The organism is Pseudomonas sp. MWU12-2345, assembly GCF_023242385.1.
GTDB lineage: Bacteria > Pseudomonadota > Gammaproteobacteria > Pseudomonadales > Pseudomonadaceae > Aquipseudomonas > Aquipseudomonas gingeri_D.
In genome coordinates this window covers 61,266-86,468 of the sequence record NZ_JALLJA010000008.1, presented here as the reverse complement: position 1 = coordinate 86,468, position 25,203 = coordinate 61,266, and the positions used below count along the sequence as shown (strand labels likewise).

Below are 25,203 nucleotides of genomic sequence, written 5' to 3'. Positions count from 1 at the left end.
ATCGAAGGACCGAATCAGGGCGATTTCATCCCTGAGTCAAAGACACGTCTCATATATCCAGTGAACCCGCTCAATCCACACTTGGGACCACACGTCACAAGCAGCGGGCAACTCAATGTTGCCCCCGGACCCTGAGATCACTGGCTCATGAAAACCCTCGACCCTCCCCGTATTTCGCCCCCCAGCGCCGCCGATAGCCCCCCGGCGCCGATCGACACCGCGCAGCTCCAGTCGCAGTTGCTGCTGTCGCTCAATAGCGCCAATGCGCAAGTGGCCGCCCTGCTCGATGAGCTGCCGCGCCCGGCCATGCCCGAAGTGAATCCGGCGACTGACAAGACCGAGCAGATACGCCAACTCCAGCAGGCTTATCTGGCGCAGTTGCAACAGTTCTGGACACAACCCAATAGCGCCACCGACGGTTTGCCCGCCGATCAATGGCTCGCACTGACCCTGGAGACGCAACTGCGGACCGAGGCGCAACTGCGCGGCGTCGATGGGACGCTGGACGCCGATGACCGGCAACTGATCGATCAGGTACTGGACCTGCCCACACGGGAACAACGGGAAAGTGCACTGCCTGTCCTGCCCGTCGTCTATCGACCCGGGGTCTACTGCATCGCCTTCCTGGAAGAAAATACCTCGGCCCCGACCCCATGGCCTGGCGCATTCGTAATCACCAGCCGAGACGGTGCGGTGCTGCAGGGCAGCGATCCCGACCCGAAGCAGTTCAAGGGCAAGAAAGCGGTCGAGATCCACAGTGATCTCGGGCCGGTCGTGCTCTACACCCTGGAATATGGCCTCGAAACCTTTGCCTCCCTCAGGATCCTGCACACGACACTGCTGGTGCGAACCGGGCAAAAAATCGCTGACCGTTTCAGCGCCAGCGATGACAAGCACGAAAACCTGTTCGCCTGGCAGGTCCGGTCACTGCGCAATGCCCAGCAACGGCAGGTGAACGATGTGTTTGCCGCCTCCCCGGCGGACGCGTCGCAGGCCATGCTGGAACGCCTCGAAGCCGCCGCGGACCTGCGTGACGTCCTGGATATCGGCACGCGAGTGAATCGACGCGCGCAAGCCTTGCAATACAGCATCTGGAGGCAAGTCTTCAAGGCGGCCGACAGGCAAGACTGGCAACGCTACAGCACCGCCGCCGGCCGAGTGCAGGCCGGCCGCCTGGCGCTGGCCCTGGCCTTGATCAATGTACTGCCGCCAACCTCGCCCAACGACAGCTACGACGGGCCGATCATCCCGGATCAGGCGGCACTGGAGGCCATCGTCCAGGCCCTGAGCGAGCAGCCGTCGGCCTCGGCCACCGCGCAGCGGGCGCAGGCGATACGCGATACCTGGCAATACGCCAATGCCGCGTGCCTGCAACTGGCGCTCCTGGACGCCACGCTCCGCGGCCGAATCGCTACGCGCCAGCGACAGTGGGTCCAGGTGGTGCTCAACTATCCGACCCCGGCCACTCGCCCCACGATCGGTACACACGTCATCAGCGCCAACGCGCTGGGTTTGTGGGTACATCACAAGAATGCCCAGAGCACGCTCCATATCATTGGCGGCGGCGTACTCGCGATCACCAGCGCGGACCCGGACGACCCGAGTGTGGTGCTGCATACCCCGGATTCAGCCGATGACAACGACCTCAAGGTACTGAGCCAACGCGGTGACCTGGACCGGTATTTCCAGGAACCGCCATGGCGGGACTATGTTGCCGCGCGACTGAGAAAATCCAGTACGCCAACCCTGCAGTCGCCGCCCCCGGCAAACGCCGCTCACGTCCAACTGATCCCGATGCCGGGCAACGTGCATCAGTGCCTCTACGAAATACAGCGTGACGCGCTGATCGAGCAGGCCCGCCACCGTCTCCCCGACGGGACCGCGAGTAACCGGCAAGCACTCATCGATCAGTGGGCGTTTGGCAATGTCGTCGCTCAGAAGAACGCCGGCTTGATCAGCACCTTCCTGCCCGCAAAGGCTTGGCTGCCACGAATAAGGGCGACCGGACAAACAGACATTGCAGTGCAGCCGGGCAGCCGGGCAACAGATCGCCAGGGCACAACCAGTACCGACACCCTGCCACCTGCGAGCACGGACATTGCGACCCTGGTCAGCCGGATGGGTGCCGACGGCAAGACCTCGCTGACTGCCGGCCCGGTCCTGCAAGCGATGCCCCAGCCACGCCAAACCCTCGGCACCGTGCGGCTGAGGTTGCGGGGCGGTGCGCCGACGGGGCCATCCCTCGGCGGGCGATTGCCTCCTGCCGTATCAGCGCGACTTTCAACCCTGGCCGGCCTGATTCGCCTGGGGTCCTGGAACTCACAGGTCATGGACATCATTGCGCCCCTCATGCCCAGCCTGGCGGAGTGGCCGCAAGACAGCAACCTGGTGATTATCGACGCCCGCGATCCGGGATTTGGCTGGTCAGTACGCTACCGGCAGGGACTGCGCGAAGACACCTATGGATACCGGGTGAACCCGGAGTTGTTCGGTGCCCTCCATGATGTGGTGCTGTACCGATACAGTCCGAATCATTATCGCGTCTGGCTCGACGGCAACCCGGTGGACGTCCCCGCCGGAGAGGACAGCTTCTTTCATGCCGTGGCCCTGTCACTGAACCAGGGCCATGAGCCCGACACATTCACGGTCGAGAGACTGCGCAATGCCGCCGCCGATCATATCGAACACAATCCGGATATCGCGCCCTTCGTGACCGCCGAGCATTTGCCTCTCTATGCCCAGGCACTGGAGCATTGCCTGGAACTGAATATCTGGCTGGGCGATAGCAGCTATCGAGAGTTGACCGCCATCCTCAAGGGGGCCGCCAATCCATACGGTCTCTTTCAGCCGGCCATCCGCTACCTGGAGACGACTTTGCCGGCCCGCTCACAAAGGATCCGCGCCGCCGTCGATGATGCGTTCAACTCCGTTCGCGAGCGCCATGACCTGCGCCCGCTGCCCGCCGAAATACGTCAGATCGTTGATCGCTACATTGACAGCGACCCTCGTCCGGAACTGTCCTTGTGGGTCGACGAGCCGAGGCGCAGGCGGTTGCTGGAAACACTGTTGAACGGCCCCTCACAAGCGGCAGACATCGACTTCCTGACTCACCACACCTTCATTTTCAATGACAGCGTCCGGCATATTCTGCTGGAGTATGGGGTGACGGCCACCCAGCTACGCCTGTATGCCGCCCAGCACGTGGGCAATCAGATCAGCGCACGACGTGACCTGATCAGGGCCGTGCTCGGTCGTGTCCCGGCGCTGCTTGAGCGGGTCGATATCATTTTCAGTTCAGCGAACCTGACCCCGCCCCTGGAAGAGGGGCTCAACACCAATCAAATCGCCCATTTGCTCCACGATCCGCAAATCTCAACGGACAGGCTACGATTGATCGCCCGCTGCGCGGATGCCGGCATCATCCGTATCAACCTGCTGGAGAACGCCGACGGGATAAAGTCGTTGACCGACGACGTGTTGACCCGGCTCCTCGGACATCAGCAGGAACTGCTGGCGGTGGCCCGGCAAATGGGCTTCCAGGAAATCGCGCCGCTGCTTTTGCCCTTCAAGACCAATGCTACTGCATGGAGCCGACATTGCTTCCGATCGGCCTATCTCGCCAATGCCAGGCTCCAGCTTCTGCTCGATACACCCGAGTTGTTTACCTTGCTCAGGAAGAAGTCGGGCCGGGTCGTCGACAAGATGTGGACCCAACTGACCAGCAACACCCATGACAATGCCAGGATTCGATATGCACTGGCCAACCCGTTCCACACGCTCAGCAGCCTGGCCCAACTGAACAGAGTTCTGAACGCAGCTCTTCCGAACACAGGAGAAGCCGGACCTTCGACGCAGTCGCAGCCGGCCTGGCTGAGGGGATATGAGATGCGCAGCCGATCGGCGCTGGATCCGACCGGACCGGATGCGCGAGGCCTGTATCTCACGCCGGACGGCAGGACGTACATCCTCTACGAGGGCCTGCGCTACGAAGTCCGGGCCTTCCGCGACAGGTTCCGGATCATCCATGCCACCGAAGGTTTCAGGCGCTCGACCTATGAGGTGCAACGCCGTACCGACGGCTCGTGGCAGATCATGGACACTCCCGGTCTGGGCGGCGATGTACGCAGGCCCTATCCCGCCATAAGCGAGCAATCGCGGATGCAACGCAACGCGTTCGCCGAGCTGGGCCAGGCCGCACAACAGGAGTGGCAAAGGCTCGGAGCCGACTCGGCAGTGTCCGGCCGGGTCCCCGACCTGAACGCCATCGAATCCAGAGCCGCTGGCGACACGATGGAGCTGATCGGCCCGGCTGGTGCACCACGCCGGCACCTGGAACTGGAGAAAGACAGCGCACTGGCCAGGCTCTCGGCACGTATCCGCGACACCGTCGATACGCTCCACCACGACTTCGAGTTCCAGGACGGTCAGATGCTGCCGCGCCCTGGCGTCACCCATCACGAGGTGGTCCATGGCCTGGCGCAACTCGATGGCCTGAACAGCCTGAATACCGGCTTCGCCCTGTTGCAGCTCAATAGCGGCAGGCGCCATGTCTTGTCGACGGAACTGGCCAGCGCGGTCCAGGTGCAGTTCTACACGCAACTGGCCCAGGTGGTGGCCGGCGTAGCCTGCGATGGAAAAATACTCGCCCAGGCGATTTACCTCGGCCTGAAGGAGGCCGGGCACCTGGGTACAGAAAGCATCAGCCTGCTGGACAAGGCCGGCCGAGTTATCAGTCTGGGCGGCAAGACACTGACCCTGGGTGGACTGTTGGCCGCCGGCAATGCCTTGCTGCTCCTCGCGAGCCTGGGGGTGGACAGCTATCTGCTGGCCCATGCCGAGAGCGCCGAGGAAAAAGCCACCTACGGCACCAACGTCGGGCTCGACACCCTCGCGCTGGGCACGGTACTGGCCGGGTTTGCCGAGGGCGCCGAATTTCTCGGGCCACTGTCGATACCCTTGGCCGGCCTGGGCCTGGGTGCCAGCAGCCTGGTGTCGGTGTTCTTTGCCAAGGCCCATAAGGTCCTGGCCACGGGTGAGCAATTCATCCGGGAGATCCAGGCCTATCGCAGCGGCTATATCGAGGATCCTGAAAGCCATGCGCTGCGGATGGCCGGTCCCGTGGTGGTGACCCATCTGGATCAGCGCAACGGCCAGGTCTACCTGGGCAGCCCGAAGATCTACGCCGTCGACAATTCGCATTCGGGCGATCCACGGGTGATCCTGGACGAACAGCAGGCGATCGATGTCGGCCAGGTCTTGGAGCTTCCCGGGCAGAGGCCGTTACCCGTTTCGGAAAGCCTCCGTACCCTGCATCTGCCGGGTACGCCCGAGCACACCTATCTGCCGCAATACGGCTGGCTAGTGGGTGCCACCCAGCGCAATGACGCGGAATTGCAGCTGTTCAAGGCGCTCGAGCAAAAGACCCAAGGCAAATTCATCGAAACCGAATGGGTCGCGGCCTTCCAGAAGGTCGTGGAAAAGCTCGAGCCCCGCTACCACGCCACGCGTATCCGGGTCAGCCTGGGACAGGTCGCGCCGCCGTTGGTCATGGACGATCTGGCGGAAGGCGGTCGGTACCTGCGCTACGACATCGAAGGCCAGGGCAGTCAATATGACCTCTACCTGAGTGAAGGCGCGACGATCAATCTGTCCAGTTGTGCCACGTCACCACCCTCCACCTGGGTGCTGCACACCGATCACCTGAGCCGCCCGGACGACATCCGGCTTGAGCCCGGCCGGCTGACGGTGGGCGGTGTCGTGGTGCAGGTTCAGGACAAGGAGGTCCTGTATACGGTCAACAAGCTTGATGAGGCCTTCCGGTTGGATCTTGCCGGCGGGCGCTGCACGCTGGCGACACTGAGTGCCCGGGACCACGAGAATATCGATACGCTGGTGCAACGCCTGCAAGCACTGCAAGGCCGCCAGCAATTGGGCGCGCCGGTGCCTATCGAAGACCTGTCGGTGCCCGAGTGTCCGGGTCGGGGGATTTATTATCGGCCCACCAATGGCGGCTTCGCGGCCATTCCCGTGGACGGGGAGGATCACGGCGACGAGCTGTACCAGATCCCGGTGTCGCCCGACATGCTGGTGATCGCCCCCAGCCCGCAGCGCGAGAAAGTCTTGGAGGCCGCCGCGACACTGGCCGAACTGACGACCTATCTGAACGCCGAGTATCGGAAATTCGGCGGGCGTTCGGCGGGATTCTGGAGTGCCCACCCCGCCGACGGCGTGTTCGGCAACGAGCAGTGCTATGGCGATTATCTGCGGGCGCAATACCGGCTGGAGGTCCAGCGCGCGCGCCTGCAAGGCGGCTACTCGGACACCGCCTACCCAATGATGCTGCAACTGCTGCCCCGGCACGAACGCGAGCACCCGGCTCCGGGGCCGCGCCAAGTGCAGGTGCACCGCTTGAGCATCAACGGCTATCCCTCCGATGACATCCTGGTACTCGGCGATCCCCAGCAGGGCACGCTGCTGTTGTGGGTGCCGGCGTCAACCCCGGCATTGAGCGAGTTCAGTGGCGTCAGCGAGCTCAAGGCCTGTGTGCAAAGGTTGGCCGCCGCAGACGCGACGCGCCAGGAGCTACAGGAACACTTTCCGCGCAGCTGTCGCGCCAGTAATCACAGTGCCCTCTGGGGCTACACCGGAACGGACGAGGCGCTGGAAAAACTCGGGGACAACGGCGACTGGACGGTGATCCAGATCGACCGCTACCCCATCGATGACGATGATGTGTTTGCCGCGCTGGCCAGCCTCAAACGCCAGAGCGAAGGAGGCTGACGCCGAACGAACGGCCGTTACAACGGCATCGTGTAGTGCAAGGCGTAGCTTTCGATGCCCTCGTTCGGCGTGCGGATGCCGGCATTGGAATAGTGGGTCGCGCGGATCCCCACTTCATGCCCGCCGGCGAAGCGCAGGCCGAAACCCAAGCGGTCCTCGAAGAGGAAGGCCGAGCCCAGCTTGTTGCCTTCCACTTCGGTGTGGGCAAACAGGGCGACACCTATCCCCGCCTCGATATAGGGTTTGATCGATGCCCCGGAAAATTCGTAGACGAATACGGGGGAGAACGACAGGCTGTGATTGCCGGGACTCTTGTCGCCTTCCCAGTAGGTGTAGGCTCCGCTCCAGTAGCCGGTCAGGCGGCCTGCATCGCTTTGCAGCCAGCTTTTGTCCCAGTCCGATTGCAGGCCCAGGCGATAGGCCCGGGTCGAATCGCTGGTCTGGCCAACGGAGAACTCGACACCGGCAGCCTGTGCCATGGCGCCATACCCCAGGGCGGCCGCAAGCGCAGCCAAGCAGAACAATTGCTTCATGAGAAATATCCTATTTCCAACGCATTTCAGGTGCGACCAACAAGCTCCTCGCAATGAAAGCCTGACGTTAAGCCTGGGCTCACGAGGGATTCGCCGCTCTACGCCGACGTTTACCCTGTGAAGCTTTGCACAACCCCGGACTTCTGCCAGAGCAGCGGCAGAATTTTCCTGAAATGATCCGGATCGGCGCTGGTCCAGAACTGCGCGTCGCGCGCCGGCCCTTGGGACAGCAGGTCCCGCGCTTCCAACAGGCGCTGAAGTTGCCGGGCCACGGCGGCACCGGTGTCGATCAGGCTGATGGACGCCGGAATCATCTCCAGCAGCAGCGGCTTGAGGAAGGGATAGTGGGTGCAGCCGAGGATGATGGTGTCGCAGCCTGCCGCCAGCAAAGGGTCGACATAGCTGCGCAGCAACTGGCGCAAGGCCTCGCTGTGCAAATCGCCGTCTTCGATCATTTCCACCAGGCCGGGACAAGGCTGGGTGATCACCCGTACATCGTTGGCAAAGCGGTCGAGCAAGGCGGCGAACTTGGCGCTTTGCAAGGTCCCGGTGGTTGCCAGCACGCCGACCACACCACTGCGAGTGGCCGCCGCCGCGGGTTTGACCGCCGGTTCCATGGCCACCAGCGGCCAGTCCGGGTAACGCTGGCGCAAATCGGCGGCAGCCGCCACGGTGGCGGTATTGCAGGCAATTACCAGCGCCTTGGCGCCTTGCTCGCGACAGAAACCGGAGATCACCGCGCAGCGCTGGCGAATGTACTCCGGGCTTTTTTCGCCGTAGGGGATATGCCCGCAGTCGGCGACATAGAACAGCGACTCATTGGGCAGCAGGGCCTGGATTTCCTTGAGCACCGACAGGCCGCCGACGCCAGAGTCGATTACCGCGATCGGTGCGTCACGCATCGCCGCCACCACAGACGCTGCATTGCGGATCGCGCTTGACCCGCAGTTCACGGAATTTCGTGCCCAGGGCATCGATCAGCAGCAGGCGGCCGACCAGCGGCTCGCCGAAACCGGCGAGCAATTTCAAGGCTTCCAGGGCTTGCAGGCTGCCGACCAGGCCGACCAGCGGGCCGATGACGCCGGCTTCACTGCAGGTCAGTTCGGCTTCGCTGCCGTGCCCGTACAAGCAGTGGTAGCAGGGGCTTTCCGGACGCCGCGGATCGAACACCGAGAGTTGCCCCTCAAGGCGAATCGCCGCGCCGCTCACCAGCGGTTTGCTGGCGGCGACACAGGCGGCGTTGACCGCCTCGCGGGTGGCGAAGTTGTCACAGCAGTCGAGCACCAGGTCCACCGCTGCCACCGCGACACCGAGGGAATCCGCGTCCAGGGCGTGGCGATGGGCGACCAGGGTCACTTCAGGATTGATCGCCGCCAACCGGCGCAGCGCCGAATCGACCTTGGTCGTACCGATGCTGGCGGTGTCATGGATGATCTGGCGTTGCAGGTTGGTCAGCTCGACCGTGTCGAAATCCGCCAGATGCAGTTCGCCGACCCCGGCGGCCGCCAGGTAAAGCGCCACCGGGGCGCCAAGACCGCCAAGACCGACGATCAGCACCCGGCTGTTTTTCAGACGCAACTGGCCGTCGATATCGACCTGTTGCAACAGGATCTGCCGGCTATAGCGCAACAGCTCCTGGTCGCTCAGCACGATAGGCGCCCCAGACTGATGCGTTGATGGCCGCCCAGGTCAGTGCGGCTGTGGACGTCGCTGAAACCTTGCGCCGAGAGCAACTCACGCACGGCTTCAGCCTGATCGTAACCATGTTCGAGCATCAACCAGCCATCGGCCTCCAGGTGCGCGGGCGCCTGGGCGATGATCAGGCGCAGGTCGTCCAGGCCATCGGCACCGGCCACCAGGGCACTGGCCGGCTCGAAACGCACATCGCCCTGGGCCAGGTGCGGGTCGCTCGAAGCGATGTACGGCGGGTTGCTGATGATCAGTTGAAAACGCTGGCCATCCAGGGCGCTGAACCAATGGCTACTCAGCACCGTGGCGTTGTTCAGCCCCAGGCGCTGGCGATTGCGTTCGGCCAGGGCCACGGCTTCCGGCACGCGGTCCACCGCCGTCACCTGCCAGGCCGGACGCTCATTGGCCAGGGCCAGGGCAATCGCGCCGCTGCCGGTGCCGAGATCGAGCACCCGGGCCGGAGTTGCCGGCAACAGCTCAAGGGCGGCTTCCACCAGCAGTTCGGTGTCCGGGCGCGGAATCAGGGTATGCGGCGCCACTTCCAGGTCCAGCTTCCAGAAGCCCTGCTGGCCGAGGATATAGGCCACCGGCTCGCCACCGCGACGGCGCAGCAGAAAGTCGGAAAAGGCCAGCGCGGCTTCGCTGCTGACGATTTTTTCCGGCCAGGTGTGCAGGTAACTGCGGGATTTGCCCAGGGCCGCCGCCAACAGCAGTTCGGCGTCCAGGCGCGCGGTCGGCGAATCAGGCAGGTCGGCGGCGCGTAGCAGACTGGCAATAATGGTCATTCAATCACCCAAGGCGGCCAGTTGATCGGCCTGGTATTCGGCCAACAGCGGTTCGATAACGGCTTCCACCCCCCCGGCCAGGACTTCATCCAGGGAGTACAGGGTCAGGTTGACACGGTGGTCCGTGACCCGGCCCTGTGGAAAGTTGTAGGTACGGATACGTTCGGAGCGGTCGCCCGACCCCACCAGCAGCTTGCGCTCACTGGCGATGGCATTGGCCGCGGCGCTAGTCTGCTGGTCGTTGAGCTTGGCCGATAGCCAGGACATGGCGCGCGCGCGGTTCTTGTGCTGGGAACGCTCTTCCTGGCATTCGACCACGATCCCCGAAGGCAAGTGGGTGATGCGGATCGCCGAGTCGGTCTTGTTGACGTGCTGGCCACCGGCGCCGGAGGAGCGATAGGTGTCGACGCGCAGGTCCGCCGGGTTGATCTCGATGGCTTCCTGTTCGTCGGGCTCGGGCAATACCGCGACCGTGCAGGCCGAGGTGTGGATGCGGCCCTGGGATTCGGTGGCCGGTACGCGCTGGACGCGGTGGGCACCGGATTCGAATTTCAGCTTGCCGTAGACATTGTCGCCTTCGACCCGGGCAATGACTTCTTTATAGCCGCCGTGCTCACCCTCGTTTTCCGAGAGGATTTCCACCCGCCAACCACGCCGCTCGGCATACCGCGAGTACATGCGGAACAGATCGCCGGAGAAGATCGCCGCCTCGTCGCCGCCGGTGCCGGCGCGGATTTCGAGAAACACGTTGCGACCGTCGTTGGGATCCTTGGGCAGCAACATGCGTTGCAGGCTGCCTTCCAGTTCAACCAGCTGTTCCTTGGCCTCGCGGACTTCCTCGACGGCCATTTCGCGCATGTCCGGGTCGTTGTCCTTGAGCAGCGCCTGGGCGCCTTCGAGGTCGGACTGGACCTTCAACACCTGCTTGTAGGCCGTGACAATCGGCTCGACTTCGGCGTACTCCTTGGAATAGGCGCGGAACTTGTTCTGATCGGAAATGACTTCGCCATCGCCGAGCAAGGCGGTCAGTTCCTCGAAACGGTCCTGGAGGATGTCCAGCTTATTGAGCAGTGACGCTTTCATTGCGGTTTCTTATCCGAAAAGCTATCCGATGAGCCCTCACCGAGGGCAAAGAGTTCCTGGGCCATGGCCAGCGCATCGAGGCGGCCTTCGGCGGACAACTTTTTCAGTTGCACGCTGGGCGCATGCATCAACTTGTTGGTCAGGCCACGGGCCAGTTGCACCAGCACCTCTTCGGCGCTGCCGCCGTTGGCCAGCAGGCGCTGGGCCTTTTGCAGTTCTTCGTCGCGCAGGCGCTCGCTCTGCTGACGGTAGGCACGCAACACATCCACCGCGGCCAGCTCGCGCAGGCGTGCCATGAAGTCGTCAACGCCACTGCTCACCAGTTCTTCGGCGGCTTGGGCGGCGCCCTGGCGGCTCTTGAGGTTTTCGGCGACCACTTCGTGGAGATCGTCGACGCTATAAAGGTAAACGTCGTCCAACTCGCCGACTTCCGGCTCGATATCCCGGGGTACGGCGATATCCACCATGAAGATCGGCTTGTGCTTGCGCAGCTTCAAGGCACTTTCCACCGCGCCCTTGCCGAGGATCGGCAACTGGCTGGCGGTGGAACTGATGACGATGTCGCTGTGCACCAGTTCCTGGGGGATGTCGGACAGCAACACCGCGTGGGCACCGAACTCTTCGGCGAGGATCTTGGCCCGCTCCAGGGTCCGGTTGGCCACCACGATACGCTTGACGCCCTGCTCGTGCAGGTGGCGGGCGACCAGGGTGATGGTTTCGCCGGCGCCGATCAGCAACGCGCTGCTGCGCTGCAGATCACTGAAAATCTGTTTCGCCAGGCTGACGGCGGCAAACGCCACCGACACCGGGTTCTCGCCGATGGCGGTGTCGGTGCGCACCTGCTTGGCGGCGCTGAAGGTGGCCTGGAACAGGCGCCCGAGCAGCGGCCCGATGGTGCCCGCCTCCCGTGCCACGGCATAGGCCGACTTCATCTGGCCGAGAATCTGCGGTTCGCCCAATACCAGCGAATCCAGGCCCGAGGCCACACGCATCATATGACGAACGGCGGCATCGTCTTCGTGCACATAGGCGCAGGCCCGCAGGTCTTCGAGGCTCAGGTGGTGATAATCGGCCAGCCAGCGCAGGACCGTGTCCGACGTAATGTGCTCCTGCTCGATATACAGTTCACTGCGGTTGCAGGTCGAGAGGATCGCGGCTTCACGGCTGTCGGTGAGGCGGCACAGCTGCTGCAGGGCCTCCACCAATTGCTCGGGGGTAAAAGCCACGCGCTCGCGTACGTCTACGGACGCCGTCTTGTGGTTGATGCCGAGTGCGAGGAAGGCCATTCAGGGTCGCTGATGATGTCGAGAAGCCGACAATTGTCCACCTTCGAATGATTCAGAACAACCATTGCCGACTATTGTCCTAATGTAACGTTGCTATAAGTGTCTGGTGAGCGTCTCGGGTATGGTTCTGCCCGCCGCTTGTGTCATGATGCCCCGACCCGCAGGTAAGTCGTCCTTCTCCTATATGAATAGATCCTCCGCGTTGCTCCTCGCTTTTGTCTTCCTCAGCGGCTGCCAGGCCTTGGCACCCGTGTCGCCGGGGCGTACGCCGTCGGCTGAAGACACCACTCCGGCCCCGGAAAAGCCCAAGGTCTACAGCTCGTTCACCGAAGATACGGTGTTCAGCCTGTTGAGCGCGGAGCTGGCCGGACAGCGAAATCGTTTCGATATCGCGCTGGATAACTACGTGACCCAGGCGATCAACACCCAGGATCCGGGGGTTTCCGAGCGCGCTTTCCGGATTGCCGAGTACCTGGGCGCCGACCAGGCGGCCCTCGACACCTCGCTGATCTGGGCGAAAAACGCCCCGAATGATCTCGAGGCACAACGCGCGGCCGCCATCCAGCTGGCCCGCAGCGGGCGTTATGACGACTCCATGGTCTATATGGAGAAGGTCCTGCAAGGCAAGGGCGACACCCATTTCGACTTTCTTGCCCTGTCGGCCGCCGACACCGACCAGGACACCCGCAACGGCCTGAAGAAAAGTTTCGACCGCCTGCTGGTCAAGCACCCGAAGAACAGCCAGCTGATTTTCGGCAAGGCCCTGTTGCTGCAACAGGACGGCGACACCCAGGCCGCCTTGGCGCTGCTGGAGAAAAACCCGCCGGAAGACGGCGAAATCGCCCCGATCCTGCTGCGCGCACGCTTGCTGCAAGCGCTCAACCGCGGCAAGGAAGCCTTGCCGATCCTGGAAAAAAGCATCAAGCAGTACCCGGACGACAAGCGCCTGCGCCTGACTTACGCGCGCATGCTGGTGGAACAGGACCGCATGGCCGACGCCAAGACCCAGTTCTCCAGCCTGGTGCAGCAATACCCGGAAGATGACGAACTGCGTTTCTCCCTGGCGCTCGTCTGCCTCGAGGCCAAGGCCTGGGATGAAGCCAAGGGTTACCTGGACGAACTGATCGCCCGCGACAGCCATGTCGACTCGGCGCACCTGAACCTGGGCCGCATCGCCGAAGAGCACAACGACCTGCAGACCGCCCTGGATGAATACGCCCAGGTCGGGCCGGGCAACGATTACCTGCCGGCACAACTGCGCCAGACCGATATCCTGGTCACCACCGGGCGCGGCGCCGAGGCATCGAGCAAACTCAAGACGGCCCGCGACGAGCAGCCGGACTACGCGATCCAGCTTTACCTGATCGAGGCCGAGATCCTCTCCGCCAACCATCAGGGCGATCGTGCCTGGAGCGTTCTGCAGCAAGCCCTGTTGCAGTACCCCGACGACCTGAACCTGCTTTACACCCGCGCCATGCAGGCGGAAAAGCGTGACGACCTGGCGCAGATGGAGAAAGACCTGCGCGCCATCCTCAAGCGCGAACCGGACAATGCCATGGCGTTGAACGCCCTCGGCTACACCCTGTCGGACCGCACCACCCGCTATGCCGAGGCCAAGGAACTGATCGAGAAGGCCCACCAGCTGAATCCGGAAGATCCGGCCGTGCTCGACAGCCTTGGCTGGGTGAACTTCCGCCTGGGCAACCTCGACGAGGCCGAACGCCTGCTGCGCCAAGCCCTGGAGCGGTTCCCCGACCAGGAAGTCGCCGCGCACCTGGGCGAAGTCCTCTGGGCCAACGGCAAGCAACGCGAAGCCAAGCAAATCTGGGGCAAGTTCCTCAAGGATCAGCCCGACAGCCCACTTCTGCGCAGCACCATCAAGCGCCTGACCGGTTCCGAGACTCTTTAAGCTTATGTTTTTGCGCCACCTCGTTGTTTTCAGCCTGATCGCCCTGCTCGCCGGTTGCGCGGGCTTCGGTGCCCGTGAGTCCGTTGAAGGGCACGGCGACCCGGCCCTCTGGGCCAAGCACAAACAGCAATTGAGCAGCCTCGACGGCTGGCAGATCAATGGCAAGGTCGGTATCCGCGCACCGAAGGATTCCGGCAGCGGCACCCTGTTCTGGCTGCAACGCCAGGATTACTACGACATTCGCCTGTCCGGCCCGTTGGGGCGCGGCGCTGCCCGCCTGACCGGGCGTCCCGGCCAGGTGAGCCTGGAGGTCGCCAACCAGGGCCGCTATGCCGCCACCAGCCCCGAGGCCCTGCTCCAGGAGCAATTGGGTTGGGAGCTGCCGGTGTCCCATCTGGTCTGGTGGGTCCGTGGCCTGCCCGCTCCGGACAGCAAGAGCCGCCTGAGCCTGGACAACGACAGCCGCCTGGCCTCCCTCGAACAGGATGGCTGGCAGGTCGAGTACCTGAGCTACAGCGAGCAGAACGGCTACTGGTTGCCCGAGCGCATCAAGCTGCACGGCCGCGACCTCGACGTGACCCTGGTGATCAAGGACTGGCAGCCGCGCCAGCTGGGCCAGTGACATGAGCGCCGCCCGCCTGACGCTGCCGTCGCCGGCCAAGCTCAACCTGATGCTGCATATCCTTGGTCGCCGCGCGGACGGTTATCACGAGTTGCAGACGTTGTTTCAGTTTCTCGACTACGGCGACGAACTGAGCTTCGCCGCGCGTGACGACGGCGTGATCCAGTTGCACACCGAATTCGAAGGCGTGCCCCACGACAGCAACCTGATCGTGCGCGCCGCGAAAAAACTCCAGGAACAATCGGGCAGCCCCCTGGGCGTGGATATCTGGATCGAAAAAATCCTGCCCATGGGCGGCGGCATCGGCGGCGGCAGCTCGAATGCCGCGACGACTTTGCTCGGCCTCAATCACCTCTGGCAACTGGGCTGGGACGAAGATCGCCTGGCCGCGCTGGGCCTGACACTGGGCGCCGACGTGCCGGTTTTCGTCCGTGGCCACGCGGCTTTCGCCGAAGGCGTGGGGGAAAAACTCACCCCGGTAGACCCCGAAGAACCCTGGTATGTCGTGCTCGTTCCGCAAGTCTCTGTAAGTACAGCAGAAATTTTTTCCGATCCGCTGTTGACACGTGACTCCGCGCCCATTAAAGTGCGCCCCGTTCCCAAGGGAAACAGTCGTAATGACTGCTTGCCGGTTGTCGCAAGGCGTTATCCAGAGGTACGTAACGCTTTGAATTTGTTAGGTAAATTTACCGAAGCAAAGTTAACCGGAACTGGAAGTTGTGTGTTTGGGGCCTTCCCAAACAAAGCTGAAGCTGATAAAGTCTCGGCCCTTCTTACAGAGACCCAAACAGGGTTTGTGGCAAAGGGAAGCAATGTTTCGATGTTGCATCGCAAGCTGCAGAGTCTGCTCTAGGAATCGAGTACTGGGTACTCGTTGCAACAGATACAGGGGCGTCGCCAAGCGGTAAGGCAGCAGGTTTTGATCCTGCCATGCGTTGGTTCGAATCCAGCCGCCCCTGCCATTTTCCTATACTCATCCAGGTTACCCTCAGCCTTCAGGTACTGCGCGTGTCCAAGATGATGGTCTTTACGGGGAACGCTAACCCCGATCTGGCTCGGCGTGTTGTACGTCAGCTGCATATCCCACTCGGTGACATCTCTGTCGGCAAGTTTTCCGACGGCGAAATTACCGCTGAGATCAATGAAAACGTCCGCGGTAAAGACGTCTTCATCATTCAGCCGACTTGCGCTCCGACCAACGATAACCTGATGGAACTCGTCGTGATGGCTGATGCCTTCCGCCGTTCCTCAGCCACTCGAATCACTGCGGTGATCCCTTACTTTGGTTATGCCCGTCAGGATCGCCGTCCGCGTTCCGCGCGTGTGGCTATCAGCGCGAAAGTCGTTGCTGACATGCTCACCGTCGTCGGCATCGACCGTGTTCTCACGGTTGACCTGCACGCAGACCAGATCCAGGGCTTCTTCGATATTCCGGTAGATAACATCTACGGCTCCCCCGTTCTGGTGGATGACATCGAAGACCAACGCTTCGAAAATCTGATGATCGTGTCTCCGGACATTGGTGGCGTCGTGCGTGCACGGGCCGTTGCCAAGTCGCTGGGCGTGGATCTGGGCATCATCGACAAACGTCGTGAGAAGGCCAACCACTCCGAAGTGATGCACATCATCGGTGACGTCGAAGGCCGCACCTGTATTCTCGTCGATGACATGGTCGACACCGCCGGCACCCTGTGCCACGCGGCGAAAGCCCTCAAGGAACATGGCGCTGCCAAGGTCTTTGCCTACTGCACACACCCTGTGCTGTCGGGTCGCGCGATCGAGAACATTGAAAATTCCGTGCTGGACGAGCTGGTGGTGACCAACACCATCCCGCTGTCCGCTGCAGCACAAGCCTGTGCGCGTATCCGTCAACTGGATATCGCACCGGTAGTCGCCGAAGCGGTTCGCCGCATCAGCAACGAAGAATCGATCAGCGCGATGTTCCGCTGAGGGCCCAGCCCTTTCGGATGTCTCGTTGACGAAAAGCGCCCCGCCCCAACACCTGTTGGGGCGGGGCTTTTTTGCCCATACCGCCTTTAGCGCTGGTCGCAAACGCTAGGGTGGATGTGGTTAATTTGGAGAGTCAACATGAACGAATTTACCCTGAATGCTGAAGTGCGTTCCGACCTGGGGAAAGGTGCGAGCCGCCGCCTGCGTCGTCTCGCAAGCCTGGTTCCAGCTGTAGTCTACGGCGGCGAAAAAGCCCCTGAGTCCATCAGCATGCTGGCCAAAGAAGTTGCCAAACTGCTCGAAAACGAAGCGGCTTACAGCCACATCATCGAGCTGAACATCGGCGGCGCCAAGCAGAACGTCATCATCAAGGCACTGCAACGTCACCCGGCCAAAGGCCACGTGCTGCACGCTGACTTCGTCCGCGTTGTTGCCGGTCAGAAACTGTCCGCTCACGTTCCTGTGCACTTCGTCAACGAAGCCGCAGCGATCAAGAAAGGCGGCGAGATTTCCCACGTTGTGGCTGAAGTCGAAGTGACCTGCCTGCCGAAAGATCTGCCTGAGTTCATCGAAGTCGACCTGGCTGATGCCGAAGTCGGTTCGATCGTTCACCTGTCGGACCTCAAAGCTCCGAAAGGCGTTGAGTTCGTTGCACTGGCCCACGGTAACGACCTGGCTGTTGCCAACGTTCACGCGCCACGTGTTGCACCGGAAGCTGACGCTGCCGAGTAATATTTACTCCGTAACGTTGGAGTCATGGAAACATCGCGAGCTGGCAAGTAGCGAGTAAAGCGGGCGGGATCGCGAAGTTTGCATCATGTAAATGAGCATGTTTCGTCCACGTTCGCCGCGACGCTGATTAGCCGCGATGTTATCCACAACTCCTAGGAAGGGCCCCTGTCGTGACTGCCATCAAACTGATCGTTGGCCTGGGAAACCCAGGCACCGAATACGAACAGACCCGGCATAACGCGGGGGCCCTTTTTGTTGAGCGCATCGCCCACGCCCAAGGTGTCAACCTGGTGGCCGATCGCAAATATTTCGGCCTGACCGGGCGTTTCAGTCACCAGGGTCAGGATGTTCGCCTGTTGATCCCCACCACCTACATGAACCGTAGCGGCCAGGCCGTCTCGGCATTGGCTGGATTCTTCCGCATCACGCCTGAAGAAATCCTGGTGGCCCACGACGAACTGGACTTGCCTCCCGGCGTCGCCAAGCTCAAACAGGGCGGCGGACACGGCGGGCACAACGGCCTGCGCGACATCATCGCGCAGCTCGGCAACCAGAATACCTTTCACCGCCTGCGGCTTGGCATTGGCCACCCGGGCGTTGCCAGTATGGTTTCAAATTTTGTCCTGGGTCGTGCGCCACGCGCCGAACAGGAAAAACTCGATGCCAGCATCGATTTTGCCCTCGGCGTGCTGCCGGATATCCTCGCCGGGGAATGGAACCGCGCGATGAAAAACCTGCACAGCCAGAAGGCCTGACTCTTATCCGAGGGGAAACACCATGGGATTCAATTGCGGCATCGTCGGCCTGCCCAACGTCGGCAAATCCACCCTGTTCAACGCCCTGACCAAATCCGGTATCGCGGCGGAGAACTTCCCCTTCTGCACCATCGAGCCGAACAGCGGCATCGTGCCGATGCCCGACCCGCGCCTGCAGGCCCTGGCCGAGATCGTCAAGCCCAAGCGCATCCTGCCGACCACCATGGAATTCGTCGACATCGCCGGCCTGGTGGCCGGTGCTTCGAAGGGTGAAGGCCTGGGCAACAAGTTCCTCGCCAACATCCGCGAGACCGATGCCATCGCCCACGTGGTCCGCTGCTTCGAAGACGAGAACGTGATTCACGTCTCCAACAGCGTCGACCCCAAGCGCGACATCGAGATCATCGACCTGGAACTGATCTTCGCCGACCTCGACAGCTGCGAGAAGCAACTGCAGAAAGTCACGCGCAACGCCAAGGGCGGTGACAAGGACGCCGTGGTGCAAAAGGGCCTGCTGGAGCAGTTGATCGCCCACTTCACCGAAGGCAAGCCGGCGCGCAGCCTGATGAAGAGCATGAGCGACGACGAGAAAGCGGTGATCCGTGGTTTCCACCTGCTGACCACCAAGCCGGTGATGTACATCGCCAACGTCGCTGAAGACGGCTTCGAGAACAACCCGTTGCTGGATGTGGTCCGGGCCATTGCCGAGGAAGAAGGCGCGGTCGTGGTGCCGGTGTGCAACAAGATCGAAGCGGAAATCGCCGAGCTGGAAGACGGCGAGGAGAAGGACATGTTCCTCGAGGCCCTGGGCCTTGAAGAGCCTGGCCTGAACCGCGTGATCCGTGCCGGTTACGAAATGCTTCACCTGCAGACCTACTTCACTGCCGGTGTCGAAGAGGTCCGCGCCTGGACCGTGCGTGTCGGTGCGACCGCGCCACAGGCCGCTGGTGTGATCCACACCGACTTCGAGAAAGGCTTTATCCGCGCCGAAGTGATCGCCTACAACGACTTCATCCAGTACAAGGGCGAAGCCGGGACCAAGGAAGCCGGTAAATGGCGTCTGGAAGGCAAGGAATACATCGTTAAAGACGGTGATGTGATGCACTTCCGTTTTAACGTGTAAGCGCATCGCCGGATTCCGGTGATGCCAGCGGACACTAAGCCCCCGTACTCACGCAGTGATACGGGGGTTTTTACTATCCGCCAATATCCACGAGGATTAACGGTAGCGCTTGGGGTGCGGTGCTCAGATGGTTATTCAGCCTCAGTGTCCATTGGAGCATGAGGGCAGAATCCTGAGCAGTTCCGGCCAGCGTCCCGCCCAGTTGCTGTCATGACTCATGCCCGGCACGATATGAGTCTGTGCGCAGTGACCACCCGCAGCAATGACAAAACGTTTCGCGATCACCGGCGGCACCACCGAGTCATCGTCGCCGCTGAAATGAATCTGCGCAATGGTCGCTACCTGGGAAGCAACGTCGATGGCGTTCAGCGATTCCGGCATGGCCGAGACCTGGTGCAAGTGATTGACCTCGGCATGATCGAGATTGCCGGCCACGGTACGCAGCGAGGCGACATCGTCACGCCGGGCGGCGATCAACACCGCCAGGGCGCCGCCTCCCGAATAGCCGACCAGATGGATGCGCTGCCCAGGCACCTGGAGAGCAAAGTGGCTCACGGCCTGGTTCATCGCCACGACCACTTCCTCGGCAAAGCGCTTGCTGGTCCAGTAGGCTTTATCGCAGCGAGGGTTGAGCACCAGCGGCGTGAATTGACAGGGGCGCGCCAGGTACACAACATTGGGCCCCGGGTCCGCCGCCGCCAACGCCAGGCCCTCGGCCTGATGCGGCGTCGGATTTTCCGACGGGGTCGTACGCGAGCGCCAGGCCAGGCCATCCCCCTCGATGTACACGCTCAGAGGCAAGTCAGGTCGGGTTATCCGGAAGAAGCTGGTCAGCACGAATGCCTCGGCCCTGACCTCAGCACGCTGCAAGTGAGCGTCATGCGCCATGGCATCGGCATGCCGGTTCGGATCGGCGCAGCCTGCGAGCATTGCCGCCATCAGGCACACACTGGCGAACAAGGCCGACAGCGGCCACCGCGCACCTGCCCCCCTCACGAGTCAGCCACTCCCAGCACCGCCAACAGCGGCCCAAGCTGTCCGGCATGGGCGCGCCAGCGACCTTTCGAGGTCTTGTAGAGAGGCTGGCGCACCTGATTGACGCTGGCAGTGCGCACCACGCGTTGGGTCTTGTGAAAGTCCAGGCAGGCCCCGTCCCAGGGCAGGTCAATAAAATCGATCAAGCGCCTCGCCTGCCCTTCAAGATCGTCCAGTACCGACTCGTAGTCCACTTCAATAAAGGATTCGGCGGGCAGCAACTGACGCCAGTGACTCATCAAGGCGTCATAATCACGATAGAACTGCCCCAACTCGATCTGGTTATAGCTGAACGGCTGATCACCGCTGAATTGCTTGCTGTAACAGGACAGGCAGGTATCCACCGGGTCGCGGCGACAGTGAATGATACGGGCACCAGGCAGGATCAACGGAATCAGGCCGGCATAGACAAAATTGCCCGGCATCTTGTCCACCAGGCGGTCCTTGCCATCGGCCAGTGGCTTGATGCGCTTCAGGTAGTCATGACCGATACTGGCCAGGTCCTGCGCTGAACAGTTGACCAGGCTTTGCGGGAAAGCCCCCTTGCGTTCCACTGCCAGGCGTAACGACGACAGCTCGCCCGCGCCGTGCACCCGCGGATGGGAGGCCAGGATCTGCTCGACAAGGCTGGTGCCGGAGCGTGGCATGCCGACGATAAAGACCGGCAGCGACGATGCCGCGCCCAGCCCTTGCCGCGCGGATTGAAATTCATCGGTGAACAACCCGGCAATGCTCTGCATCCATTGCCGCGCGGTCTGGGAATCATAGGCAAAGGTGGAGCGCTTGAGTCGGTTTCCGGCATCCAGGTGATGGAAGGCTCGCGCGGAATCGCCCGTGTCGAGATATGCCTTGCCCAGGGCAAAGTGGGTTGTCAGCTTGTCGGCCAGCAACAGGCCTTCCCCACGCACCAGCCCGGCCTCCATGGCGGCGATATCGGCATCACCGGTTTTAAAGGTCTTGCTGTCCGAGCGACCTGCCAGTGCGCGGATCGACCCGGGAAATGCACTCAACACCTGTTCGAAGGCCACCGCGGCCTCTTCCTTGCGACCACTCTCCAGCAACAGTACAGCTCGCGCGATCAGCGCCTCTTCAGCCACCGAGCCAGGCAATGACGCCGCCTGGCTGAAATGCGCCAGGGCCTCCTCGTGCCGCCCCAAGGCCTGCAGAGTATGGCCCATGGCGTTATGGACACCGGCATCATTGGGCGCCAATGCCAGCGCTTGCTGTGCGCAGTGCAGTGCTTCGTCGAGAAGCCCGCCCTTTTTTAAGACCAGGGCTCGCGCCGTCAGACCTCCGACATGTTTGGGGGCCAAGCTGTGCAGGGTATTCAACCAGTGCAACGCATCGCCATGGTTCAAGCGTTGGGTTTCGGCTTCGGCGATATTCAGGTACGCATCGATCAACCGCGGATTGAGTTCAATGGCCCGTCGTCCGGCCGCCACCGCCTCATCGAAATGCCCTTGCGAACTCAGCAGGAAAGACAGGTTGCTGTAGGCCTCGGCGTAGTTCGGATCGAGGATCAATGCCTGCTCGTAATGCCAACCGGCGCGGTCCTGTCGATCCAGGCGGCGATAGGTGTTGGCCAGATTGTTGTGGGCTTGCGCGGCGTCGGGGCGCAGGGTCAGGACGCGGGTCAAACACTCAAGGCTGTCGTCCAGCTTGCCGCTTTCCTGCAGGATGATGCCCAGGTTGCTCCAGGCATCCACCAGCCCGGGGTCCAGCGCAACGGCCTGCCGCCCAGCCTGCTCGGCCTCGACCAGCAGGCCTTGTTGTCGGCATATTTCGGCCAGGTTGCTGAAGTGGATCGCCGGCGCGCCCTGTGTCAGGCAGGCCTGGCGCAAGTGGCTGATGGCCAATGCCGACCGCCCCGTGGCGTGGGCAATCAGCCCGAGCAAATGCAGGGCATCGCTCGATTGTGGCCATTTCGCCACGATGCGCTGACACAGTTGCTCGGCCTGTTGTGCCTGACCCGCGTTCCAGTGGCTATGGGCCAGGGCCATCGCTTCAGGGAATGTCAGCTGCGGGGGACCGGAGTCTGTCGGTGTACCGCTCATACGGGGCCTTCTAAATGGGGAGTGGAAACTCTTGTGCAATGGGCTTTGGTTCACATCCGCTGCTGAGCGAAGGATAAACGCCCATGATTCATCACTGAAAAATGGGCGTTATCAGGTCAGTTGAATCTAACGGATCAGAACTGCCAGCGCACCTGCACATCGCCCGTATTAGCGGTGTAACCGTTCGCCGCTTCCAGGGTGTACTTCGCCCCCAGGCTGAGGTTTTCGCTGTGCAGCAGCGTAATGCCCAGGGTCAGCACGCCAGTGTCGGCAACCGGTTTCGCCCCGGCGCTGGTGAAGCTGGTGGCGCCCGAAGTATCGGCGGCATAGTTGGCGACCGATTGCAGACCCTTGTCGTGATATTCATGCCGCCAGGTCAGTTGCGCCGAAGGTATCACGCTGCCGTAGGACGTGGCGAAGGAGCGTTCCAGCTTGGCGCCCAGATCGCTTTTGAGCGATTGGTTGCTGCTGGAGTCGATACGCAGTGCCGCACCGTTACCGCCGCTCTCGGTGTAGCTGTCCTGACGCAAGGTGCTGTAGGTCAAGCCGGCAATCGGCGTGAGGATGGTGTGGGCCAGTGCCGGGCCGAGGTCGATCGGGTAGCCGGCTTGTGCCGAGGCAATGTACTGCATCCCGTCATGCTGACCTTTGGCCGCGCCGTTGAAACCGCTGAAGCTGATTTCACGCTGGGTATCGTACTGGTGCTGGATGGCCCCGAGCGACAGGTCCAGGTACCACGGCTGGCCCTGGTAGCTGGCATAACCGAACAGGCCGTAGGACTTCACATCGGCGGAACTGCCGCTGTTGTCGCCGTCGTTGTTGACCGTGGTCTTGGTGTAGCTGAACAGGCCGCCGGCGCGCCAGCTGTCGTTGAGCACGGCATCGGCGCCCAGCAGGAAACCGCTGTAGCGGGCGTGGTAACCGGCGATATCGTCGCGTTCACCCAGGCGCGAACTGCCACCGAAGGCCTGGCCCCAGAGCCCGGTGTTGCTGGCGCTTTCGCCTGTGGCGACACCGCTGCCGACGCTGTCGTTCTGTGCGGTGCGCAACCCATCGAGGTGCGCCGCGGCGACATTGAGCACTTGTACGGTGGAAGCGGTCGACGCCTGGGTGGCGGCACTGGCGTTCGCGGTCGGGCTCAACTGGGCCCCGGCGTGGTTGCCAGCGGCCGAAGAGTCGAGGGCGGCGGCGGCGTTGAACAGGTTCATCAAGCCGGCATTCAGACCGTCGTAATGGAACAGCCCGGCCAAGGTTGCGCCGCCGTTGGCCGTGGTGGCCTGATTGATCGGGGTGGAAGTCGGGGTCGTGACCGGAGGTGTAACCGGTGGCGTGACCACTATCGCGCTGCCCAGCGTCAACAGCAAGTCAGTATTGCCGCCGTCGGCCACGCTGCTGCCCGCTGCGTTATAACCCGCCACCGTGTAGTGAAGGGTGCCGGCGTTGTAGTTGGTGCCGGTGGCATTGGCTTGAATCACGACGTAACGCTGGCCCTGGGCAAAACCATAGCTGCCCAGCTTCTGCAGGCCGATCGTCGAACCCGAATCGATGTTCGCGCTGCCGGACACCACCAGGCGGCCATAGCCTGCGTCGGTATTGATATTGCCGGTGGTCACGGCATTGTCGGCGACACCGAGGATCAGGCTGGAGTTAGCGGCCTGGGTGTAATTACCGGTGATATTGATCGTGTTATTGACCTGCAGCGTGCCTTGGTTGGCCACATTGAAGCTGCCGACGTTGATATTGTCGTTAAGCAACTGATTACCGACACCGAACACCAGATTCGAGGTGGTATTGCTGATCGTACCGGTCGTGCCACCGAAGCCAGTCAGGGTGCCGAAGGTCGATCCCGTGCCACCGTCGATGGTCAGGTCCTGGCTGGAGAGGTTCACGATATCGCCCGCTATCGTGCCTGAGTTGGTAATCACGCCTGAGGTGCCGCCGAGCACGCTGGTCTCCTCGTTGTAAAGCGCGGCGCTGCTGCCGGTGATCAGGCCGCTGTTGTTTAGCGTACCGATCGTGCCGCCGCTGTTGTGGAGGCCGTAGCCGATGCCAGTGCCGCTGACCGTGCCACTGATGGTGCCACTGTTGCTCAGCGTGCCGATCGTGCCGGTGTTGTAGAGGCCAGTGCCGCGATTGCCAGAGTTGCTGTTGCTGCCGCTGATGGTGCCGCTGTTGTTCAACGTGCCGATGTTGCCGCCATTGTTGTTGATGCCCGCTTGGTAGCCACCCCTGATGGTGCCGCTGTTGCTCAGCGTGCCGATCCTGCCGCTGTTGTCGATGCCGGTACTATAGCCGCTGATGGTAGCGCCGGCATTGTTGGTCAGCGTGGTGATGCTGCCGAAGTTGTACAGGCTGTCGCTAGAGCTGTCGCTGATAAGGCCATTGTTGGTCAGCGCGCCGATCGTGCTGCCGGAGTCATTGTAGAGGCCGCCGTTGCCAGCGCCGCTGAGGGTGCCACCGACATTGTTGGTCAGCGTGTTGATGCTGCCCGTGTTGTAGATACCGCGGTTGTTGCCGCTGATAACACCGCTGTTGCTCAGCGTGCCAAGCGAGGATCCCGTTGCCGACACGGCTGTGCCGCTGGATATCGAGACGCCATTGTTGACCGTGAGATCGCTATTGGTCCATGAAAACTGGTTAGTGGTATTGGAGGAAATAACCGTCGGCCCCAGAGCCGCGCTCGCCATCGCCATCGTGGGCGCCAGCGCCGCCAGCGCCGCCGTTATCGACATGCTTAACAGGGTCAACCGGCCAGCCGTCGATGGCTGTTGATATCTGGATGGACGCATCGTCATGTACTGCATTTTTTCTCCCCGGTGTCACTTTTTGAATAATTATTAAGTTCGCCGGAGTTTATTCAATCCGCT

17 protein-coding genes and 1 tRNA gene are annotated in these 25,203 nt (G+C 62.1%); 9 read left to right on the top strand and 9 right to left on the bottom strand.

The genetic code is table 11. From position 1 onward, the window contains the following. Window positions 1-147 precede the first annotated feature (147 nt). Window positions 148-6,780, top strand: coding sequence for a TcdA/TcdB pore-forming domain-containing protein (locus M5C71_RS17260; protein WP_248768360.1), 6,633 nt, complete (start codon window positions 148-150; stop codon window positions 6,778-6,780). Window positions 6,781-6,797: 17 nt separating this feature from the next. On the opposite strand, the gene M5C71_RS17255 is transcribed toward M5C71_RS17260, so the two are convergent. From M5C71_RS17255 to hemA, 6 genes are all read right to left on the bottom strand, one after another. Then, window positions 6,798-7,313 (bottom strand): acyloxyacyl hydrolase, encoded by a 516-nt coding sequence (locus M5C71_RS17255; RefSeq protein ID WP_152740078.1) that lies wholly within the window; start codon window positions 7,311-7,313, stop codon window positions 6,798-6,800. 110 nt (window positions 7,314-7,423) lie between these two features. Beyond that, a complete protein-coding gene (gene murI, locus M5C71_RS17250; RefSeq protein WP_248768359.1) occupies window positions 7,424-8,215 on the bottom strand; it encodes a glutamate racemase in 792 nt (263 codons plus the stop codon). Continuing rightward, window positions 8,208-8,963, bottom strand: a complete 756-nt coding sequence (locus tag M5C71_RS17245; protein ID WP_248768358.1) for a molybdopterin-synthase adenylyltransferase MoeB — start codon at window positions 8,961-8,963, stop codon at window positions 8,208-8,210. Before M5C71_RS17245 ends, murI begins: the two co-directional genes overlap by 8 nt. After that, window positions 8,957-9,787 carry a peptide chain release factor N(5)-glutamine methyltransferase gene (gene prmC / locus M5C71_RS17240; protein ID WP_248768357.1) on the bottom strand — a complete coding sequence of 277 codons (831 nt, stop codon included), beginning with the start codon at window positions 9,785-9,787 and terminating at the stop codon, window positions 8,957-8,959. The genes M5C71_RS17245 and prmC overlap by 7 nt, the downstream gene beginning before the upstream one ends. After that, window positions 9,788-10,870: a peptide chain release factor 1 gene (gene prfA / locus M5C71_RS17235; RefSeq protein WP_103497632.1), complete on the bottom strand. Its 1,083-nt coding sequence runs from the start codon at window positions 10,868-10,870 to the stop codon at window positions 9,788-9,790. It lies immediately after the preceding gene. Next, window positions 10,867-12,156, bottom strand: a complete 1,290-nt coding sequence (gene hemA / locus M5C71_RS17230; RefSeq protein WP_248768356.1) for a glutamyl-tRNA reductase — start codon at window positions 12,154-12,156, stop codon at window positions 10,867-10,869. The genes prfA and hemA overlap by 4 nt, the downstream gene beginning before the upstream one ends. A gap of 184 nt (window positions 12,157-12,340) precedes the next feature. On the opposite strand from hemA, the gene M5C71_RS17225 reads away from it, so the two are divergent. The 8 genes from M5C71_RS17225 to ychF all read left to right on the top strand — a co-directional run bounded on the left by M5C71_RS17225 (window position 12,341) and on the right by ychF (window position 19,247). Continuing rightward, window positions 12,341-14,065, top strand: a complete 1,725-nt coding sequence (locus tag M5C71_RS17225) for a tetratricopeptide repeat protein (RefSeq protein ID WP_248768355.1) — start codon at window positions 12,341-12,343, stop codon at window positions 14,063-14,065. Between the two features lie 4 nt (window positions 14,066-14,069). Next, window positions 14,070-14,687, top strand: a complete 618-nt coding sequence (lolB, locus tag M5C71_RS17220) for a lipoprotein insertase outer membrane protein LolB (RefSeq protein WP_177101174.1) — start codon at window positions 14,070-14,072, stop codon at window positions 14,685-14,687. A gap of 1 nt (window position 14,688) precedes the next feature. Beyond that, entirely contained in the window at window positions 14,689-15,540 is an 852-nt protein-coding gene (gene ispE, locus M5C71_RS17215; RefSeq protein ID WP_103497636.1) for a 4-(cytidine 5'-diphospho)-2-C-methyl-D-erythritol kinase, read from the top strand. Between the two features lie 34 nt (window positions 15,541-15,574). Then, window positions 15,575-15,649: transfer RNA gene (locus M5C71_RS17210), tRNA-Gln, on the top strand. Window positions 15,650-15,695: 46 nt separating this feature from the next. Next, entirely contained in the window at window positions 15,696-16,637 is a 942-nt protein-coding gene (locus M5C71_RS17205) for a ribose-phosphate pyrophosphokinase (RefSeq protein ID WP_003171603.1), read from the top strand. A gap of 138 nt (window positions 16,638-16,775) precedes the next feature. After that, on the top strand, window positions 16,776-17,369 hold the full coding sequence (locus M5C71_RS17200) for a 50S ribosomal protein L25/general stress protein Ctc (protein ID WP_103496900.1): 594 nt from the start codon (window positions 16,776-16,778) through the stop codon (window positions 17,367-17,369). A 170-nt stretch (window positions 17,370-17,539) separates the two neighbouring features. Continuing rightward, complete coding sequence (gene pth, locus M5C71_RS17195) at window positions 17,540-18,124, top strand: aminoacyl-tRNA hydrolase (RefSeq protein ID WP_100942297.1); 585 nt, start codon at window positions 17,540-17,542, stop codon at window positions 18,122-18,124. Window positions 18,125-18,146: 22 nt separating this feature from the next. After that, the gene (gene ychF / locus M5C71_RS17190) at window positions 18,147-19,247 is read left to right on the top strand and encodes a redox-regulated ATPase YchF (protein WP_103496901.1); all 1,101 of its coding nucleotides are present in this window, start codon (window positions 18,147-18,149) and stop codon (window positions 19,245-19,247) included. 141 nt (window positions 19,248-19,388) lie between these two features. Here ychF and M5C71_RS17185 read toward each other — a convergent pair whose 3' ends face one another. The 3 genes from M5C71_RS17185 to M5C71_RS17175 all read right to left on the bottom strand — a co-directional run bounded on the left by M5C71_RS17185 (window position 19,389) and on the right by M5C71_RS17175 (window position 25,083). Further along, on the bottom strand, window positions 19,389-20,243 hold the full coding sequence (locus M5C71_RS17185; protein WP_248768354.1) for an alpha/beta hydrolase: 855 nt from the start codon (window positions 20,241-20,243) through the stop codon (window positions 19,389-19,391). After that, the gene (locus M5C71_RS17180; RefSeq protein WP_248768353.1) at window positions 20,240-22,336 is read right to left on the bottom strand and encodes a tetratricopeptide repeat-containing sulfotransferase family protein; all 2,097 of its coding nucleotides are present in this window, start codon (window positions 22,334-22,336) and stop codon (window positions 20,240-20,242) included. The genes M5C71_RS17185 and M5C71_RS17180 overlap by 4 nt, the downstream gene beginning before the upstream one ends. Before the next feature lie 134 nt (window positions 22,337-22,470). After that, a complete protein-coding gene (locus M5C71_RS17175; RefSeq protein WP_248768352.1) occupies window positions 22,471-25,083 on the bottom strand; it encodes an autotransporter domain-containing protein in 2,613 nt (870 codons plus the stop codon). Window positions 25,084-25,203 lie beyond the last annotated feature (120 nt).